This is a genomic window from uncultured Luteimonas sp. (genome assembly GCF_947492465.1).
Classification (GTDB): Bacteria; Pseudomonadota; Gammaproteobacteria; order Xanthomonadales; family Xanthomonadaceae; genus Luteimonas.
In genome coordinates this window covers 110609-128647 of record NZ_CANLNF010000003.1, presented here as the reverse complement: position 1 = coordinate 128647, position 18039 = coordinate 110609, and the positions used below count along the sequence as shown (strand labels likewise).

Here is an 18039-nt window from a genome sequence, read left to right as displayed (position 1 = left end):
CCGTGCGGGACGAGGGATGGAGCATCAAGGCGTCGAAATCCACAGCGCAGCAATGTCCCGAAGGTCGAATGAAATTCCCGGGGAGGGAGCGAATGAGCAGTCCCAACACATCAGGTGAGAACACCCGTTTCATCATCCTGATCAGCCTGGTCGCCACCATCGGTGGCTTCCTGTTCGGCTACGACAGCGGCGTGATCAACGGCACGGTCGACGGCATCACCGCTGCCTTCGATTCCGACGCCGCGGTCACCGGCTTCAACGTGGCCTCGATGCTGCTGGGCTGCGCGATCGGCGCCTGGTTCGCCGGCACCCTGGCCGACCGCTACGGCCGCCGGACGATGCTGCTGTGGGCCGCCGCGTTCTTCATCGTCTCGGCCTGGGGATCGGGTATCGCCACCTCCTCGGCGGAGTTCGTGGTCTATCGCGTGCTCGGCGGCCTGGCGGTCGGCGCGGCCAGCGTGATGTCGCCGGCCTACATCGCCGAGGTCGCGCCTGCGCGCTACCGCGGCCGGCTGGCGACGGTGCAGCAGATCGCGATCATCTCCGGCCTGTTCGCATCGTTCCTGAGCAACTACGTCCTCGCCCGCCTGGCCACTGCCTCCACGGCTGTGCTCTGGCTGGACTACGAGGCCTGGCGCTGGATGTTCTGGGCCGAACTGCTGCCAGCCTTCCTGTTCCTGTTCCTGCTGTTCTTCATCCCCGAAAGCCCGCGCTACCTGGTGGCGCGCGGCCTGCGCGAGCGTGCGCAGGGCGTGCTCGCACGGCTGTACGGCGCCATCCAGGGCGAACGCAAGCTGGGCGAGATCGACGCCTCGCTCGCGTCCGACCACCATCGTCCGCGCCTGTCGGACCTGGTGAGCAAGGCCACCGGCCGGATCCGCCCGATCGTCTGGATCGGCGTGGGCCTGGCGACCTTCCAGCAGCTGGTCGGCATCAACGTGGTGTTCTACTACGGCGCGGTGCTGTGGCAGGCGGTGGGTTTCTCGGAGAGCGACGCGCTGCTGATCAACGTGCTCTCCGGCGGGCTCAGCATCGGCGCCTGCATCGTGACCGTGCTGCTGATCGACAAGGTGGGGCGCAAGCCGCTGCTGTGGATCGGTTCGGTCGGCATGGCCATCACCCTGGGCCTGGTGACCTTTGCCTTCGCAACAGGCGGCGTGGATGCGGCCGGCAAGCTGCAGCTGTCCGACTCGATGGGCCTGCTTGCGCTGGTCGCGGCCAATGCCTACGTGGTGTTCTTCAACATGTCCTGGGGCCCGGTGATGTGGGTGATGCTGGGCGAGATGTTCCCCAACCAGATCCGCGGCTCGGGCCTGGCGGTCGCGGGACTGGCGCAGTGGACCGCGAACTTCCTGATCACCTGGACGTTCCCGATGCTGCTGGCCGGCATGGGGCTGGCCGCCGCCTACGGGATCTACACGGCGATGGCGGTGCTGTCGGTGTTCTTCGTGTTCAAGTTCGTGTACGAGACCAAGGGTCGCGAGCTGGAGCAGATGGAAGGCTGAGCGCCGTTCTGCCGCCGCCGGAGGGCGGCGGCAGATGTCCGCCAGCCGCGAGGCGCGTCATCGGCTGGGCCAACGCTGGAGCCGGCAGGCGGGATGCGGTGCACCGCGTTCGCGGTCAGGGGCGTCGGCATGGTCAGGGCGGAATGACGCGATCACGGTGACGACGATGGGCGCGACGGCGGGTCGCGGCCGCACTGGAGCTTGCAATGCAGCTGTCGGGTCTGGATATCGGCATCGTGCTGGCCTACCTGGCCGGGGTGTTCGTGCTGGCGCAGTGGGTTTCGCGCGAGAAGGCGGGGCATGCGAAAGACGCCGACGACTACTTCCTCGCCAGCAAGTCGCTGCCCTGGTGGGCGATCGGCGCCTCGCTCATCGCGGCCAACATCTCGGCCGAGCAGATCATCGGCATGTCCGGCTCGGGCTTCGCCATCGGCCTGGCGATCGCCTCCTACGAATGGATGGCGGCCGCGACCCTGCTGATCGTCGGCAAGTGGTTCCTGCCGGTGTTCCTGCGCAACCGCATCTACACCATGCCGCAGTTCCTGGAGCGGCGTTACGGCAGCCGCATCCGCACGGTGATGGCGGTGTTCTGGCTGGGTCTGTACGTGTTCGTGAACCTCACCTCGATCCTGTGGCTGGGTTCGCTGGCGATCGGGCACGTGGCGGGCATCGACCAGATGACGGCGCTGCTGGCGCTGGCCGGGTTCGCGCTCGCGTTCCAGCTGTACGGGGGGCTCAAGGCGGTGGCGCTGACCGACATCGTGCAGGTGGTGCTGCTGGTGGCGGGCGGGCTGCTGCTGGCGGGGATCACGCTCGACCGCATCGGCGAGGGCGCCGGGATCTGGGCCGGCTTCCAGCGCCTGCGCATGGAGGTGCCCGGGCACTTCCACATGATCCTCTCGCCCGACAATCCCTACTACAAGGACCTGCCCGGCATCAGCGTGCTGGTCGGCGGCATGTGGATCATGAATCTGAGCTACTGGGGCTTCAACCAGTACATCATCCAGCGCGCGCTGGCGGCCAGGGACCTGGCCGAGGCGCAGAAGGGCGTGCTGTTCGCCGCCTTCCTCAAGCTGCTGATGCCGGTGATCGTGGTGGTGCCCGGCCTGGCCGCGGTATTGCTGGCGCCGGACATCGGCCGTCCGGACGCCGCCTATCCGGCGATGATGTCGCTGCTGCCGGCGGGCATCCTCGGCATCGTGTTCGCGGCGCTGATCGCCGCGATCGTGTCCTCGCTGGCGTCGATGGCCAATTCGATCTCCACCATCTTCACCCTGGACCTGTACCGCCCGCGCGGGCAGGGCGACCAGCGGCGATTGGTGCGCACCGGACGCATCGTCACGGTGGTGGCGATGGCGCTGGCGGTGCTGGCCGCGCGCCCGCTGCTGGGCAGCTTCGACCAGGCCTTCCAGTACATCCAGGAATACACCGGCTTCTTCACCCCGGGCATCGTGGTGATCTTCGTGTTGGGCCTGTTCTGGAAGCGCGCCAACGAGGCCGGCGCGCTGGCCGCGGCCATTGGCTCGTTCGCGCTGTCGATCGTGCTCAAGCTGGCCTGGCCGGCGCTGCCCTTCATCGATCGCGTCGGCCTGGTGTTCCTGCTGGCGCTGGGGCTGGCGGTCGCGGTGTCGCTGCTGACCCGGGCCGCGCCGGAGCAGGACATCATCCAGACCCGCGACGTGGACTACCGCACCCGCGGCGCGTTCAATGCCGGCGCGCTGGCGGTGCTGGCGATCCTGGCCGCGCTGTACGCGCTGTTCTGGTAGCCGCGTCGGCGGTACGAGGCGCGACGCGTTTGCAGCAGCGACCTCGACTGCGACCCTGCGGGACAGCCCGCAACGACCATCGCCCGGTGCGGCCCCGCATCGTCATCTGCTGCGATGCCGCGTCCGGCGCTTGTCGCTGCTCAGACCCCCCCACAAGCGCGTGCGCCCGATGCCAATGCAGGCACGGGCGCGGAATGCCGATGCAGGGGCTGACGCGGAATTCCGATGTGGGAGCGGCTTCAGCCGCGATCAGGCAGGAGCGGGTCCACGGACGCAATGCAGGCGCGACGCGATTGCGCCGCACTTGATCCAGGTCAGACAGCCCGCAAGCGGCGGGCCGCATCATCCCGCGTTGCAGGACGCGGGACGGATGCGAATGAAGCCGAACAGAGCGGGCGCGACTGGTCCCACGACGGGTGCGTGGCGCAGGCTCCATGCTGGGTGCGCGTCGGACGTGGCGGTCGCTGTACGCACAGGAGGCGCGACCGGCGACGACGACGGCGCATGAGCTTCCACGACCTGCGCAGCTACCTCGATCGCCTGTCCGCACGCGATGACCTGCTGGAGATCGATGCCCCCGTCGATCCGGTGCTCGAGAGCACCGCCCTGTGCCTGCGTGCGCTGCGTGAGCAGGGTCCGGCGCTGCTGATGCGCCAAGCCACCGGCTCGCGCCATCCCCTACTGGGCAACCTGTTCGGCCATCGCCGCCGCATCGAGCTGGCGCTGGGCAACCGGCCGCTGTCGTCGCTGCGCGAGCTCGGCCAGCTGCTGGCGCGGCTCAAGGAGCCGGACTGGCCCGGTTCGATGCGCGAGGCGCTGCACGCCTGGCCGGGCCTGGCGCAGCTGGCGCACGCCGCGCCCCGGCGCGTGCAGGCGGCCGCGTTCTGCGAGCAGGTGTTGGAGCACGACGAGGTCGACCTGCCGCGATTGCCGCTGCAACACTGCTGGCCCGAAGACGTCGGCCGGCTGCTGACCTTCGGCCTGGTCGTCACCCGCGGGCCGCAGCGCAAGCGCCAGAACGTGGCGATCTACCGCCAGCAGCCGATCGCGCGCAACCGGCTGATCATGCGCTCGCTGCCGCATCGCGGTGGCGCGCTCGATTACGCGGCCTGGTGCCGGCAGTATCCCGATCGCCCGTTTCCGGTGCTCGTGGCGATCGGCGCCGATCCGGCGACGATGCTGGCGGCGGTCGCGCCGATTCCCGACACCCTGTCGGAGTACGAATTCGCCGGGCTGCTGCGCGGCGAGCGCACGCGCGTGTGGCACAGCGCGACCACCGGGCTCGACGCGCCGGCCGGCGCCGAGATCCTGCTCGAAGGCTGCATCCATCCCGGCGACACCGCGCTGGAAGGCCCGTTCGGCGACCACACCGGCTACTACAACGCGCAGGGCACCTTCCCGGTGCTGACGGTGGAACGCATGCGCATGCGCCACGGCGCGATCTACCACGGCAGCTACATGGGGCGGGCGCCGTTCGACGAGCCTTCGGTGCTGTCGGCGGCGCTCAACGACGTGTTCGTGCCGATCCTGCAGCGCGTGTTCCCGGAGATCGTCGACTTCCACCTGCCGCCGGAAGCGTGCTCGTACCGCATCGCGGTGGTCTCGATCCGCAAGCAGTACGCCGGCCACGCGCGGCGCGTGATGATGGCGGTCTGGTCGTACCTGCGCCAGTTCACCTACACCAAGTTCGTGATCGTCACCGACGAGGACATCGACGTGCGCGACTGGGGGCAGGTGCTGTGGGCGCTGTCCACGCGCGTGGACCCGGCGCGCGACATGCTGCTGGTCGAGAACACGCCGATCGACTATCTCGACTTCGCCTCGCCCGTGGCCGGCCTCGGCTCCAAGCTCGGGCTCGACGCGACCCGCAAGTGGCCCGGCGAATCGGATCGCGAATGGGGCCGGCCGATCGTGCCCGACGCCCAGGTCGAGCGCCGCGTCGATGCGCTGTGGTCGCAGCTGTCCGCCAGCCGCGCGCAGCCCACCGTTCCGGCCATGCGACGCGGCGCTGGGCCGCTGTCCGACGCCATCGACACAGGGAGTCGCTGATGCAACTGGTATGTCCCGCGGGCAACCTGCCCGCGCTGCAGGCCGCGATCGACGCGGGCGCCGATGCGGTCTACGCGGGATTCCGCGACCAGACCAACGCGCGTGCGTTCCCGGGCCTGAACTTCGACGAGCAGGAGCTGCGGCGTGGCATCGCCTATGCGCATGCGCGCGGGCGGCAGGTGTACCTGGCGCTCAACACCTATCCCGACAGCGTGCGCCTGCCGTACTGGCAGGCCGCGGTGGACCATGCCGCGGAACTGGGCGTGGACGCGATCATCGCTGCGGAGATGGGCGTGCTCGACTACGCCTGCCGCGCCCATCCGGCGCTCGCGCGGCACCTGTCGGTGCAGGGATCGGCCACGACGGCGCCGGCGCTGAAGTACGCGTACGAGCGCTTCGGCATCGCCCGGGCGGTGCTGCCGCGGGTGCTGGCGCTGCAGCAGGTGCAGCGCCTGTGCGCGGCCTCGCCGGTGCCGCTGGAGGTGTTCGCCTTCGGCAGCCTGTGCATCATGGTCGAGGGCCGCTGCCAGCTCTCGAGCTACGTCACCGGCGTCTCGCCCAACCGCCACGGCGTGTGCTCGCCGGCCAGCTTCGTGCGCTGGGACGAACATCCGGACAACAGCCGCAGCGTGCGCCTGAACGGCATGCTGATCGACCGTTTCGGCGAGGCCGAGCCGGCCGGCTACCCCACCGTGTGCAAGGGCCGCTACGCCGTGGGCGGCGAGGTGTTCCATGCGCTCGAGGAACCGACCAGCCTCAACACCCTGGAACTGCTGCCGCCGCTGGCCGAAGCCGGGGTGGTGGCGCTGAAGATCGAGGGCCGGCAGCGTGGCGTGGCCTATGTGCGCGCGGTCGCCTCGACCTGGCGCCAGGCGATCGACCGCTACCGTGCCGATCCGCAGCGCTGGACCACCGAGGCGTCCTGGCAGCAGGCGCTGGCCGCGCATGCCGAGGGCCAGCAGACCACCCTCGGGCCCTACCACCGGGCCTGGCATTGAGCGCATGCAGGGGAACACCGCAATGAAACTGAGCCTGGGGCCACTGCAGTACTTCTGGCCGCGCGAGCAGGCGCTCGCGTTCTATCGGGACGTCGCCGGCTGGCCGGTCGATATCGTCTACCTCGGCGAGACGATCTGCAGCAAGCGGCGCGAGCTGCGCCTGCAGGACTGGCTGTCGATCGCGCACGATCTCGCCGACGCCGGCAAGGAAGTGGTGCTTTCGACGCTGGCGCTGATCGAGGCCGAATCGGAGCTGGGCGCGCTGCGCCGCCAGGCCGGCAACGGCACGTTCCGGATCGAGGCCAACGACATGTCGGCGGTGCAGGTCTGCCGCGAACACGGGCTGCCCTTCGTCGGCGGGCCGACCCTCAACGTGTACAACCACCGCGCGCTGGCGATGCTGATGGACGACGGCCTGTACCGCTGGGTGCCCGGCGTCGAACAGGGCCGCAGCCTGCTGCAGGAACTGCGCCAGGCGCTGGAGGCCGAGGGCGGCACGATGCCCGAACTGGAGATGCTGGCCTGGGGCCGGCTGCCGCTGGCGTACTCGGCGCGCTGCTTCACCGCGCGCGCGCTGGACGTCGCCAAGGACCAGTGCGGCTTCCGCTGCATCGAGCATCCCGACGGCCTGCCGCTGGCCACGCGCGAAGGCGAGCCGTTCCTGACCATCAACGGCATCCAGATCCAGGGCACCGAGGTGACCGACCTGCTGCCCGAGCGCGACGCGCTCGCCGCCTGCGGCGTCGGGATCCTGCGCATCTCGCCGCAGGCCCACGGCATGGACGCGGTGCTGGCGCACTTCCGCGACGGCCTGTCCGCACCGCAGCCGCCGGCGCCGCTGGGCGCGCGCAATGGCTACTGGGACGGGCGGCCGGGCAAGGCGACGCTGGCGCAGGCCTGAGCAGGCGCGCGCGTGCGACACGACTACGGATCGGCGTCGCCGCGCCAATGCGCGCCCAGGCTGCCGCTGCGACGCAGGGCCGCCTCCAGCAGCTGCGCGGCCAGGCGGCCCTGCCAGCCGTAGTCGGCCGCGTCGTTGCGCAACAGGCGCAGCGCCGAGGTCAGCCCGACACCGTCGCGGACCGGTCCGAACGCGTTCCACAGCAGGCTGCGCAGGCGCGCCATCGCCTCGGCGCCCGCGGGCGCTCCGGCCGCGGCCCAGCCGTGCGCGCTGCCTGCGGCCGCGGATCCCGGCACTGCGCCTGCCGTGGCCAGCCGCCGCCCCAGCCGCCGTCCGAACACCAGTCCCTCGAGCAGCGAGTTGCTGGCCAGGCGGTTGGCGCCGTGCACGCGGTTGCAGGCGACCTCGCCGACTGCGTAGAGACCGGGCACCGTGGTGCGGCCATCGCGGTCGGTGGCCAGCCCGCCCATGTGGAAGTGCGCGGCCGGCGTGACCGGGATCGGCTGCCACGCAGGATCGATGCCGTGCGCGCGGCATGCCGCGTACACGGTCGGGAAGCGCACCGGCCAGGCCGCGCCGAGCGCGGTGGCGTCCAGCCACGCGCCGCCCTGTCGCTGGCGTTCGCGCCAGACGCGACGCGCGACCAGGTCGCGCGGCGCGAGGTCGGCCAGCGGGTGCAGGCCGGCCATGAGCGGATCGCCGCGGTGGTTGCACAGGCGCGCCCCGGCGCCGCGCAGGGCCTCGGTGACCAGCGGCAGCGGCTGTCCGCCAAGGGCACTCCCGGGCACCGCCAGCGCGGTCGGGTGGAACTGCATGAACTCCAGGTCGCGTGCGGCCGCCCCGGCCGCCAGGCCCAGGGCCAGTCCGTTGCCGTCTGCGCCGGCCGGATTGGTGCTGGCGGCGAACAGTGCGCCGAGTCCGCCGGTGGCGAGGACCACGGCATCCGCTTCGAGCGTGGTGGTCACACCGCACGCGTCGCGCAGGCGCAGGCCGGCGACGGCGCCGCCGCGCAGCAGCAGGGCCTCCGCCTGCCGGCCTTCGTGCAGTTCGATGTGTGCGGCCGCGCGCGCGGCCTGCTGCAGGGTGCGCAGCAGCACCGCGCCGCTGGTGTCGCCTCCGGCATGGACGATGCGGTGGGCGTGGTGACCGCCCTCGCGGCCCAGGCGCAGGCGTCCGTCATCGTGGTCGAAGACCAGGCCCAGCGACTGCAGCCACGCGATCGTGGCCGGTGCCTGTCGCGCGAGGTAGCGCACGGCGGCGGCATCGTTGTGAGCGGCGCCCGCCACCAGGGTGTCGTGCACATGCGCAGCCGGCGAATCGCCCGGGCCGATCGCCGCCGCGATCCCGCCCTGGGCCAGGGCGCTCGCGCTGTCGGCGCCATCGCGTCGGCGCGCGAGCACCCGCACCGGACGCGGCGCGGCGGCCAGGGCCACCGACAGCCCGGCCACGCCGGCGCCCACCACCACCAGCGGCGCCACTGGGCCTGCGCTCACACCCGGTCGCGCCGGCCCACCGCCAGCATTCGCTCCAGCGCGGCGCGCGCGCGCGCGGCGATGTCGGGCGGCACCTGCACCTCGTGCCGCAGGTCGCGCAGGCAGGCGTGGATGCCCGGCAGGGTGATCCGCTTCATGTGCGGACACAGGTTGCAGGGTTTGATGAACTCGATCTTGGGAAAACGCGCGCGCAGGTTGTCGGCCATCGAGCATTCGGTGATCAGCGCCACCCGTGCCGGCTGCTCGCGCTCCAGCCACGCGCCCATTGCGGTCGTCGAACCGACGAAGTCGGCTTCGTCCTGCACTTCTGGCGGGCATTCGGGATGCGCGACGAGGCGCGCGTCGAAGCGCTCGCGCGCGTGCCGCGCCTGCTGGCCGGTGAACTGCTCGTGGACCTCGCAGCGCCCGTCCCACAGGACCAGCTCGATGCCGGTCTGCTGTGCGACATGGCGGCCGAGGAAGGCGTCGGGCAGGAAGATCACCCGGTCCGAACCCCATTCGGCCGCCATCGCCTCGACCACCTGCGCGGCATTGGCCGAGGTGCAGCAGGCGTCGGATTCGGCCTTCACCGCCGCGCTGGTGTTGACGTAGGTGACCACGGGCGCGGCCGGGTAGCGGTGACGCAGTTCGCGCACGTCGGCGGCGGTGATCGAGGCGGCGAGCGAACAGCCCGCCTCGAGGTCCGGGATCAGCACGGTCTTGCCGGGCGCCAGGATCTTCGCGCTCTCGGCCATGAAGTGCACGCCGGCCAGCACGATCAGGTCGGCGTCGCAGTCGGCCGCGGCCTGCGCCAGCGCCAGCGAGTCGCCGGTGACGTCGGCCACGCCGTGGAAGATTTCCGGCGACTGGTAGCTGTGGGCCATGATTACCGCGCCGCGCTCGCGCTTGAGGACGTTGATCGCGTCGATCCACGGCAGGTGCAGCGGCCACTCCAGGCAGGGCAGCAGCGGCTCCAGGCGCGCGCCGAGTTCGGCGTACCGCGTTTCCAGCTCCGGGCGCCAGCGCGGCGTGGACTCAGGCACGGTAGGCCTCCCGCGCCGCGCGGGCGAAGCGGGCGCCGCGATGCACGACGATCCGCAGCGCCAGTGGCACGGCCTCCCAGGGCATGCGGTCGAGCAGGTTGCGCACGGTCAGCCCGAGTTCGGTGTCGCCGGTGAGCACCAGCCGCCGCTGGAAGAACAGGGTGTCGGCGTCCTCCAGTCGCGCGGCGAGCAGCAGCAGGTCGGTCGCGTTGCCGCGCACGGTGGCTTCGGCCTGTGCGTCGACCACGTGCAGGCGGCCGTCACGCCATTCCAGGACGCAGCGCTGTCCCAGGTCAGTCACCTCGATGCCGAGGCGCCGGCCGACGATTTCGTCCAGCGCGCTGCCGATGTGCCCGGGCGAGAGCGCCTGCGTCAGCGCGCGCGCCACGACACGGTCGCGCAGTTGCGCTGGCGCAAGGTGCAGCAGCGGCCGCCAACGGGTGGGAGGCGGGATCAGGCGCAGCAGGGCGTGGGATCGGATCATCGGGGCGTCGCATGGCTGGCGGAAGACGGAGGGGGCGTGCCGCGCCGCGGCGCGGACGGCATGGGCGTCCTGCTGGCGCAGGGCATCGGTGAACAGCAGCGAGGCCAGGCCGTCGGCAGTGTCGGGCGACACCTTCAGGCGCCGCGCGAGCCGACGCGCGCGCTGGCGCACCTGCACCTCGCGCGCCTCGTCGCGCAGCGGCCGGCCGAGTGCGCGCTTCTGGCGTCCGGCGGCCGCCGACATCACCCGGCGCAGCGCCAGCAGCCCGAGCATGCCCTCGTCGATGCGATCGATGCCGTGGCGTGCGCAGGCAAGCAGCAGCGGCGCCAGCGGCGGGACGATAGGCAGTGGCGTGGCGGGAAGCGGCGGCTGCATGGGATCCCGGTGGTGAGGCCTGTTCGCAGGCCGGCCAGGCGCGCGCCGCCCGGCCAGGAGAGGCAGGCTAGGGGGCCGCCGATCGCCGCGCGCTGACCCAGGTCAAGCGTCGCCGGGGGAGTCGGGCGGTCGATCGCGCCCGGCGTCGGGATGCAGGGCGCGTGCGGCCGGGCGGACCTCGGCTTCGAACACCGCGCGCGCCTGTGCCTGGTCGAAGTCGGCATGCCTGCGCTTGGGCACACCGTAATCGGACAGGGTCAGGTGCGCGTCGGCCTGTACCCCGGCCTGCGCCAGGCAGGCGCTCACGCAGTGCAGCACGCAGCCGTCCAGCGCCAGGATCGGCCGGCCGGCCTGCGCGGTGCGCACCAGCCCGGTGACGCCGCCGCCGACGCCGGCGATGCACGACATCTCGGCCTCGCCCTCGCGGTCGAGCCACAGCGCCAGCTGGTTGGTCATCTGCGCGGCGCTGGAGCAGCCCGAGCACGAGTACACCAGCGGCGGCTTGGCTTTCCTGGACATCGGCAACCCCCTCAGCAGTCGGGCGCGGCTTGCGCGCGCAGGCGTCGTTGCCGGCGCGCCATCGCGCCGGATGCGCCAGGCCCGATCGTGCGTCCGCGCATCGCTACGCCGCCGGCAGCAGCACCCGCAGCCGCGCCTGCAGGTGTTCGAAATAGCGGTCGATGTAGCTGATGCCGTTCTCGCGGTCGATCAGGTAGGGATTCATCAGGGTGTGACGCAGGATCACCAGGCGGCCGGCGTCGTCGCCCTCGTCGCGGCTGTCCGGATCGATGCCGAGCGCGTCGAGGATCTGGCGCATGTCGTGCTCGCCGACCACGTCGCGGCGCAGGGTGGTGATGGAGGCGAAGAACTGCTTGACCTGCAGCGGCTGGCCGGGATCGCAGCGCAGCTCGTCGTGGAGCCGGCGCAAGAAGGCGTTGGCCCGGGCCAGTTCGCGATTGCCGTGCGGATTGAGCGCCAGGCAGACCAGGTTGCTGTCGGGCGGGAACGGCACGAGCGCCGCCACCGTGCCCGCCATCTCCGCGGCGAACCGTTGCGCGCGCGCCTGGAAGGCCTCGGCGGCGAGGACGGTCTGGCGCGGCAGCAGGCCGAAATTGGCATGGTCGAGCGGCAGCACGCGATGGCTGACGTACACCGCGGCGGCCATCGCGCCGGACTTGGAGCCTTCCGGGACGAGCTGGCCGAGCTGCCGGTAGCGGGCGGCATAGTCGCCGGCCGCGCCGGACTGGAACACGTAGTCGGCCGCCTCGGCGAGCAGCGGCAGCGCGCGCTGGTCGCGGCAGACGAAGGCGCCGGCGCCGTAGGGCAGGTAGCCGAGCTTGTGCGGATCCACGGTCACCGAATCGACCTCGGCCAGCGCGGCGAACGCGGCATGCACCGCCGGCTGCGGGAACGCGGCGAAGCCCTGCCGCACCTCGTGCAGCGGCCGCAGGCTGCCGTCGGGATTGCGGAACAGCGTGGTCAGGTAGCCGCCCCAGGCCGCGTCCACGTGCACGCTGAACCCCAGGCCCGGCGCGCGGGACCGGGCTGCGACGACCGCGTCGACCGGATCGACCGTGCCGTATTCGGTGGTGCCGAGCACGGCGACGGCCATCAGCACCGGCTGGCGTTCGCGCGCGCACTGCGCGAGCGTGGCTTCCAGCGCATCGGCGTCCAGGCGCATGCCGCGCGTCGGCAGCAGGCGCAGCTGGTCGCGGCCGAGGCCGAGCATCTTCAGGCCCTTGCTCCACGAGTAGTGCGCGGTGATCGGCGCCAGCACCAGCGGCACGCGCAGGTCGTGGTGGCGCGCGAAGAATGCCACCAGGCCCAGCTGTTCGACGCGCTGCGCCTGCACCTGCGCGCTCCAGTGCGCACGTTCCGCGGCGGGTTGCGCTGCGAGCCACTGCTGCCACTGCGCGAACAGCGCGATGCCCGCTTCGGGCGCGAGGTTGAAGGCCTGCCAGTCGTCGTCGGGCAGGGCCAGGTCCGGCACGGCGGCGGCGCGCAACGCCACCGGGAAGGCCTTGAGCGCCAGCGCCAGCCGCAGCGCCTGGTAGTTGGCCAGGGTGCCGCCGGAGGTGAGATGGCCGAACGCGCAGTCGGGCCGGGCCGGATCGTCGGGCCAGCCGAGCATGCGCGCCAGCTGCAGGCCGACCTGCATTTCCAGCTGCAGGGTCACCGGCGCGGCGTCGCCGCTGACGTTGTTGGGGTTGTAGGGCAGGGTCAGGATCTGCGCGGCCAGCCCCGGCAGCAGCAGGTCCGAGACCATGTGGCCGATGTAGCGCGGGCTGTGGAAGGGCACCGAGCGCTTGAGCGCTGCCGAGAGCTGGTGCAGTTCGCGCCGCATGCGCGCCTCGAAGGCCTGGTACTGCGGATGCTGGGCGGCGCGCGTGGGGATCGCCGGCGGGTCCTCGGGATGGAAGTTGCGGCGCCAGTGCACGTGGTCGCGCAGGAACTCGACGATCAGCCGTTCCAGCAGCGAGTCGTTCTCGGCATAGGGGCCGAGGAAGCAGGCGTCGAGCGTGCGCTGCCCGTCCTCCGGCATGGGATCGGAATCGAAGGGCGCGGCGAAGGAGGCGGGCTGCATGGGGCGAGCGTAGCGGCGCGCCGCGGGCCACCCCATGACCCAGATCAACCGGCAGGCAGGTGCCCGGCGGCGCCGCGCACGCCCGAGGGCGGTCGCGCCGGGCGGCGGTCTTCTTCGCGCAGGGCAGGGTCGCGCCGGCCGCTGCCGCTTCGCCGTCGGCGCTGCGGCCGGCGCGAACGCCGTCGTCCGCGGCTGTCACGCGTACGCAACCTGCGTTCTATCCGCGCCGCGGTTTTCGGTGATACCGTCAGCGCGCGCATTGTGCTTTTGGATCCGGGCGCGCTGGGAACAGGGAAGACAATCTGGTGCGTCCCGAGGTCACTGATCGGGATGGACACGCATGGCGATGGAAGATGTCGCGATCACCGGCATGGGCGTTGTTTCGCCCATCGGGTTGAACGTGCCCGAGGCGGAAGCCTCGTTGCGGACGGGGGCGTCCGGGATTCGCCTGTACGAGGCGCCGCCGATCCGCAAGCTGTTCGCGGCGGGCGCGATCCCGGTGCAGTTCGAGGAAGCGTTCCCCAAGCTCGAGCGTCCGTTCCTGGATCGCGTCCAGCAGATGGCGATCCTCGCCGCGCGCCAGGCGATCGCGCAGGCCGGGCTTGAGGAATTCTCCGCCTACGGCGAGCGTGCGGGCCTTTATTACGGCAACGTCAACGGCGGCACCGCGACCGGGCTGGAGTGGTTCCAGCAGCTGCTGCTCGAAGGCCGGCAGCGTTCGCGGCCGTGGACCTCGATGGCGATCATGGGCAATGGCGGCGGCGCGCAGATCGCGATCCGCCACCGCATCACCGGCCCGGTCATTACCAGCGCCAGCGCCTGCGCCTCCTCGGGCGTGTCGATCGGCGAGGCGGGCCGCGCGATCGCGCGCGGCGACCTCGACATCGCCGTGGCCGGTGGCGCGGAAGGGTCGCTGACCTCGCTGGTGCTGGGCACCTTCGACGGCACCCGCGCGATGGCCGAACCCGATCCTGACGATCCGTCCACGACCTGCCGTCCATTCTCGAAGCAGCGTACCGGCCTGGTGCTGGGCGAAGGAGCGGCTTTCGTGATCCTGGAAAACGCCAGGCTCGCGCGCGAACGCGGGGCGCAGGTGCTGGGCTACCTCAGCGGCTACGCCTGCACCAACGACGCCCACCACATCGGCATGCCCGACTCGCGCGGCCAGGTGGCGGCGCTGCGCTCGGCCGTGGCTTCGGCAGGGCTGCGCCCGGCCGACATCGCCTACGTCAACGCCCACGCCACCGCCACCCGCGGCGGCGACGAGATCGAGGCCAGTTCGATCCGCGAAGTCTTCGGCGCGGGACCCGGCGATGCCGCGGTCTCGTCCACCAAATCCGTCCACGGCCACCTGCTGGGAGGCGCCAGCGCGCTCGAGTTCGTGCTGACCCTGCTGGCGATGCGGATCGGCGTGGCCCCCGCGAGCGCCCACCTGGGTGAGCCGGACGAGGCCTGCGCCGTCAACCACGTCGGGCCCGCCCCGCGCGCCATGCCGATCCCGCATGCGCTGTCGTTCTCCTGCGGTTTCGGCGGCACCAATGCCGCGCTCGTGATTTCCAGTACCCCCCGGCAATCGCCACCCCGCCCACAAGGAGAGCTTCCATGCACCACACCCTGACCGCCCACCGTGCCGCCCCCAGACGCGTCAGCACCCAGATCCGCCAGCTGGCCGAACGGACGCTATGGGTCAACGTCTCGCCCGACGCCTCGGGCGTCCACAACTTCACGCCCGCGCTGGTGGACGAGTTCCACGAACTGATCGACGAGCTGCGGATCCCGGCCGCCGTCGCCGGCGCCATCGGCCACCCGCCGCCGTACGCGGTGATCCAGTCCAGCCACCCGGACTACTTCAGCCAGGGCGGCGACCTGCGCTTCTTCCTGCAGTGCATCCGGCGCGGCGACGTGCAGCGCCTGCGCGAGTACTCGATGCGCTGCCTCGACGCGATCGTCGCCTGGTCGACCGAGTTCAAGGGCCGGATGGCCACCATCTCGCTGGTACAGGGACGGGCGCTGGGCGGCGGCTTCGAGCTGGCGCTCGCGGCCGACCACATCATCGCCGAGGAGCAGAGCAGCTTCGGCTTTCCCGAGATCATGTTCGGCCTGTTCCCGTGCAGCGGCGCGATGGGCCTGCTGTGCGAGCGCATCGCGCCGAAGGCAGCCGAGAAGCTGATGACCAACAAGAAGATCTACAGCGCCGCGCAGCTGCTGGAGATGGGGCTGGTCGACGAGGTCGTTCCGAAGGGTTCTGGCGAGCTGGCGGTGGAGCGCTACATCCGCGAGCACGCCTCGCGTCGCAAGGCGCGGATGATGGTGCGCCAGGCGGTGCGCCGCAGCGCCGGCATCGACTACGCCGAAGGCAGGCGCGTGGTCGAGGACTGGGTGGAAGCGGCGATGCAGCTCACGACCGAGGAAGTGCGCGCGATGGAAATGCTGATCCTGATGCAGGCCGGCGAGCAGCAGGGCGCGGCGGCGGTCGCGGAACCTCCGGCGGCCGTGGCCCGGGTGGCCTGAGCCCGGCGACCCGGGGCCCGTTCGTTCCGCAGGCGGCCCGGCCGGCTGCGCGCAAGCGCCAGGCGCGGTCCAACGCCGATGCCTGGCCCGTCTTCCGCCTGCGGGAGAGGGTGGATGGGTATCGAGTGCGCGCGTCCGCGCCCGCGCTGCCGGCGGCGCGGATCAGTCGTTGACCGCGGCCTGCGTCGCGAAGGCCAGCCGCAGGTCGTCCAGCGACTGGCAGCTCTTGGCCACGCACACGTCCAGGTCCTCGTGCCAGCGCTCCGCGCTGCCGGTGAGCGTGTCGTGGGTCATGGTCATCAGCCGGTCCGCCAGGTGCGCCAGGCGCACCGCGCCCAGGCTCAGCGCCACGCCCTTGAGCGCGTGTGCATGCTTGTGCATGCCGGGCAGGTCGCCACCGTCGATGGCCTCGGCCATGGCCTGGTGCAGGGCATGGATGTCGCCGATGCCGTCGGCGACCACCGCGTGCAGGAATTCGGGGCTGTCCTTGATCTCGCGCAGCTCCTCGATGGCGGTCGGGTCCAGGTATTCGACCGGCACGCCGCTGAGCGCGATCGGCCCGGCCTGGCGCTGCCGCAGCGGCTCGGACACCGGCCGCGCCTCGTCCGGGAACACGCTGGCGATGGCCTCCCGGATCTTCTCGAAAGTCAGCGGCTTGTAGATCACGCCGTTGGCGCCGAGGTCCTCGAGCAGGCGCGTGGTCATCGCCGTGGTGTCGGCGGTGATGAAGAAGGTTGGCGCCAGCTGCACGCGGCTGTAGGCGTAGGTCTGGTAGACCACGGCGCCGTTGACGTCGTCCATGTTGTAGTCGAGGAAGATGACGTCGTAGGTGTTGGCGCTGAGCATCACGATCGCTTCGTGGCCGCTCTCCACCGCCGTCACCTGGTGCCCGTCCTTGAGCAGCATCTCCCGCAGCAGGGACAGGTTGGTGGCGTTGTCGTCGGCCACCAGCACGCGCTTGCCGGCCACGCAGGACGGCGCCGCATTGGCCACCGCCGTCTCCGCCGACGGGCTGGCGTCGACCGGCAGCCGCAGTTCGAAGAAGAACGTGCTGCCGCGGCCGCGCGCGCTGTCGACCTGCAGTTGCCCGCCCATGCGCCGCACCAGTTCGCTGGCGATCGAGGTGCCCAGGCCGGTGCCGCCGTAGCGCCGCGCCGGGCCGCTCTCGACCTGGAAGAACGGCTGGAAGATCTTCTCGTGGTACGCCGGATCGATGCCGATGCCGGTGTCCGACACCGCGAAGCGGATCCGGTACGCCGTGTCGGTGGCCTCGAGCAGCCGCACCTCCAGCGCGACCGAGCCCTGCTCGGTGAACTTCACCGCGTTGCCGGCCAGGTTGGTCAGGATCGACACCAGTTCCTGGTGGCGCCCGACCACCGGCAGCTTGATCCGCTCGTCGAAGTCGAGCTCCACCGCCAGCGGTTTGGCGCCGACGATCGAGCGGATCGAGCCGATGACCTGGGTCGCGGTGAAGGCCAGGCTGAAGGTTTCGGCCACCTGGCTGCGGTCGCCGCCGTGCACCGCGATCTTGGACAGGTCCAGGAGCTGCTTGATCTCCGAGTCCAGGGTGGTGGCCAGGCGCTGGATCGATCGGGCGCGGTTGACCGTCCCCGCATCGACGGCCTCCACTTCCAGCAGCTGGGCGTCGGCGACGATGCCGGTCAGCGGCGTGCGCAGCTCGTGGCTGACCTTGGCCAGCAGCTGCGACTTCGCGCGGCTGTCGAACTCGGCCGCCTCGCGCGCGGCGTTGATGCGCCGGACCAGGCTGGCCGCGTACAGCGGCACCACCAGCAGCAGCAGCGCGTGCGAAGCCGCGAACAGCAGGTTGCCCTGCCAGGTCGGCGAGGTCATCACCACCACGCCGAAGCCGAACAGCGAGAACGCCTGGCAGATGTGCATGGCCATGGTGCCCACGCGGAAGCCGAAGCCGAGCGTGGTGAACAGGTAGAAGGCCACGAAGACCATCGACGAGCCGCCGGCGAAGTACATCCACGCCGACAGGATCAGAGGGTCGATCACCGCGGTGATCACCACCAGGTCGCGCGAGGCCAGCCACTGCGGGTGCGCCGCCAGCCAGCGCGCGAGCGCGGCATAGGCGATGTAGCCCGAGAGCATGCCCAGCACCAGCCCGTCGCCGGTGGCCGGGCGCGAGGCGCCGAACCAGTGCACGCAGGCGATCGTGACGGCGACCAGCACGCCGAAGCTGAGCCGGAAATTCGCCTGCGCGATGACGCTCCTGTTCGCCTCGTGGCTGCCCGCCGGGTCCATTACAATGCCCTCAACGTCCCATTGCTGTTGTTCGTTCCGGTCGGAAGTCCTGATTTCCGGCACGCAGGAACCGGGCCAGCGAG

At 71.3% G+C, this 18039-nt stretch carries 12 protein-coding genes and 1 pseudogene; 7 read left to right on the top strand and 6 right to left on the bottom strand.

Annotated features, from left to right (window positions below):
• Positions 1 to 92 precede the first annotated feature (92 nt).
• From Q0863_RS08665 to Q0863_RS08645, 5 genes and pseudogenes are all read left to right on the top strand, one after another.
• Positions 93 to 1505 carry a sugar porter family MFS transporter gene (locus Q0863_RS08665; RefSeq protein WP_298577276.1) on the top strand — a complete coding sequence of 471 codons (1413 nt, stop codon included), beginning with the start codon at positions 93 to 95 and terminating at the stop codon, positions 1503 to 1505.
• Between the two features lie 206 nt (positions 1506 to 1711).
• Complete coding sequence (locus tag Q0863_RS08660; protein WP_298577275.1) at positions 1712 to 3271, top strand: sodium/solute symporter; 1560 nt, start codon at positions 1712 to 1714, stop codon at positions 3269 to 3271.
• Between the two features lie 504 nt (positions 3272 to 3775).
• Positions 3776 to 5233 (top strand): annotated as a pseudogene (locus Q0863_RS08655) (UbiD family decarboxylase); the annotation flags it as partial.
• Between the two features lie 86 nt (positions 5234 to 5319).
• Positions 5320 to 6318 carry a peptidase U32 family protein gene (locus Q0863_RS08650; RefSeq protein WP_298577273.1) on the top strand — a complete coding sequence of 333 codons (999 nt, stop codon included), beginning with the start codon at positions 5320 to 5322 and terminating at the stop codon, positions 6316 to 6318.
• A 22-nt stretch (positions 6319 to 6340) separates the two neighbouring features.
• A complete protein-coding gene (locus Q0863_RS08645) occupies positions 6341 to 7219 on the top strand; it encodes a U32 family peptidase (protein ID WP_298577271.1) in 879 nt (292 codons plus the stop codon).
• 23 nt (positions 7220 to 7242) lie between these two features.
• On the opposite strand, the gene Q0863_RS08640 is transcribed toward Q0863_RS08645, so the two are convergent.
• The 5 genes from Q0863_RS08640 to Q0863_RS08620 all read right to left on the bottom strand — a co-directional run bounded on the left by Q0863_RS08640 (position 7243) and on the right by Q0863_RS08620 (position 13177).
• The gene (locus tag Q0863_RS08640; protein WP_298577270.1) at positions 7243 to 8712 is read right to left on the bottom strand and encodes an FAD-binding protein; all 1470 of its coding nucleotides are present in this window, start codon (positions 8710 to 8712) and stop codon (positions 7243 to 7245) included.
• Complete coding sequence (gene nadA / locus Q0863_RS08635; RefSeq protein WP_298577268.1) at positions 8709 to 9734, bottom strand: quinolinate synthase NadA; 1026 nt, start codon at positions 9732 to 9734, stop codon at positions 8709 to 8711. The genes Q0863_RS08640 and nadA overlap by 4 nt, the downstream gene beginning before the upstream one ends.
• The gene (locus tag Q0863_RS08630) at positions 9727 to 10593 is read right to left on the bottom strand and encodes an SCP2 sterol-binding domain-containing protein (RefSeq protein WP_298577267.1); all 867 of its coding nucleotides are present in this window, start codon (positions 10591 to 10593) and stop codon (positions 9727 to 9729) included. The genes nadA and Q0863_RS08630 overlap by 8 nt, the downstream gene beginning before the upstream one ends.
• Positions 10594 to 10695: 102 nt before the next feature.
• Positions 10696 to 11112 carry a putative zinc-binding protein gene (locus Q0863_RS08625; protein WP_298577266.1) on the bottom strand — a complete coding sequence of 139 codons (417 nt, stop codon included), beginning with the start codon at positions 11110 to 11112 and terminating at the stop codon, positions 10696 to 10698.
• 103 nt (positions 11113 to 11215) lie between these two features.
• The gene (locus tag Q0863_RS08620; RefSeq protein ID WP_298577265.1) at positions 11216 to 13177 is read right to left on the bottom strand and encodes a pyridoxal-dependent decarboxylase; all 1962 of its coding nucleotides are present in this window, start codon (positions 13175 to 13177) and stop codon (positions 11216 to 11218) included.
• A 340-nt stretch (positions 13178 to 13517) separates the two neighbouring features.
• Here Q0863_RS08620 and Q0863_RS08615 point away from each other — a divergent pair, with 340 nt between their 5' ends.
• Both Q0863_RS08615 and Q0863_RS08610 read left to right on the top strand, forming a co-directional pair.
• Entirely contained in the window at positions 13518 to 14795 is a 1278-nt protein-coding gene (locus tag Q0863_RS08615; protein WP_298577263.1) for a beta-ketoacyl-[acyl-carrier-protein] synthase family protein, read from the top strand.
• On the top strand, positions 14780 to 15688 hold the full coding sequence (locus Q0863_RS08610) for a crotonase/enoyl-CoA hydratase family protein (RefSeq protein ID WP_298577261.1): 909 nt from the start codon (positions 14780 to 14782) through the stop codon (positions 15686 to 15688). Before Q0863_RS08615 ends, Q0863_RS08610 begins: the two co-directional genes overlap by 16 nt.
• Before the next feature lie 162 nt (positions 15689 to 15850).
• On the opposite strand, the gene Q0863_RS08605 is transcribed toward Q0863_RS08610, so the two are convergent.
• Positions 15851 to 17956 carry an ATP-binding protein gene (locus tag Q0863_RS08605; protein ID WP_298577260.1) on the bottom strand — a complete coding sequence of 702 codons (2106 nt, stop codon included), beginning with the start codon at positions 17954 to 17956 and terminating at the stop codon, positions 15851 to 15853.
• Positions 17957 to 18039 lie beyond the last annotated feature (83 nt).

What these genes read in the sequence shown, in the direction of transcription:
- Q0863_RS08665 (WP_298577276.1), top strand. Translation starts at nt 93, where the DNA reads ATGAGCAGTCCCAACACATCAGGTGAGAACACCCGTTTCATCATCCTG.
- Q0863_RS08625 (WP_298577266.1), bottom strand. Translation starts at nt 11,112, where the DNA reads ATGTCCAGGAAAGCCAAGCCGCCGCTGGTGTACTCGTGCTCGGGCTGC.
- Q0863_RS08615 (WP_298577263.1), top strand. Translation starts at nt 13,518, where the DNA reads ATGGCGATGGAAGATGTCGCGATCACCGGCATGGGCGTTGTTTCGCCC.
- Q0863_RS08650 (WP_298577273.1), top strand. Translation starts at nt 5,320, where the DNA reads ATGCAACTGGTATGTCCCGCGGGCAACCTGCCCGCGCTGCAGGCCGCG.
- Q0863_RS08660 (WP_298577275.1), top strand. Translation starts at nt 1,712, where the DNA reads ATGCAGCTGTCGGGTCTGGATATCGGCATCGTGCTGGCCTACCTGGCC.
- Q0863_RS08645 (WP_298577271.1), top strand. Translation starts at nt 6,341, where the DNA reads ATGAAACTGAGCCTGGGGCCACTGCAGTACTTCTGGCCGCGCGAGCAG.
- Q0863_RS08610 (WP_298577261.1), top strand. Translation starts at nt 14,780, where the DNA reads ATGCACCACACCCTGACCGCCCACCGTGCCGCCCCCAGACGCGTCAGC.
- Q0863_RS08620 (WP_298577265.1), bottom strand. Translation starts at nt 13,177, where the DNA reads ATGCAGCCCGCCTCCTTCGCCGCGCCCTTCGATTCCGATCCCATGCCG.
- Q0863_RS08630 (WP_298577267.1), bottom strand. Translation starts at nt 10,593, where the DNA reads ATGCAGCCGCCGCTTCCCGCCACGCCACTGCCTATCGTCCCGCCGCTG.
- Q0863_RS08605 (WP_298577260.1), bottom strand. Translation starts at nt 17,956, where the DNA reads ATGGACCCGGCGGGCAGCCACGAGGCGAACAGGAGCGTCATCGCGCAG.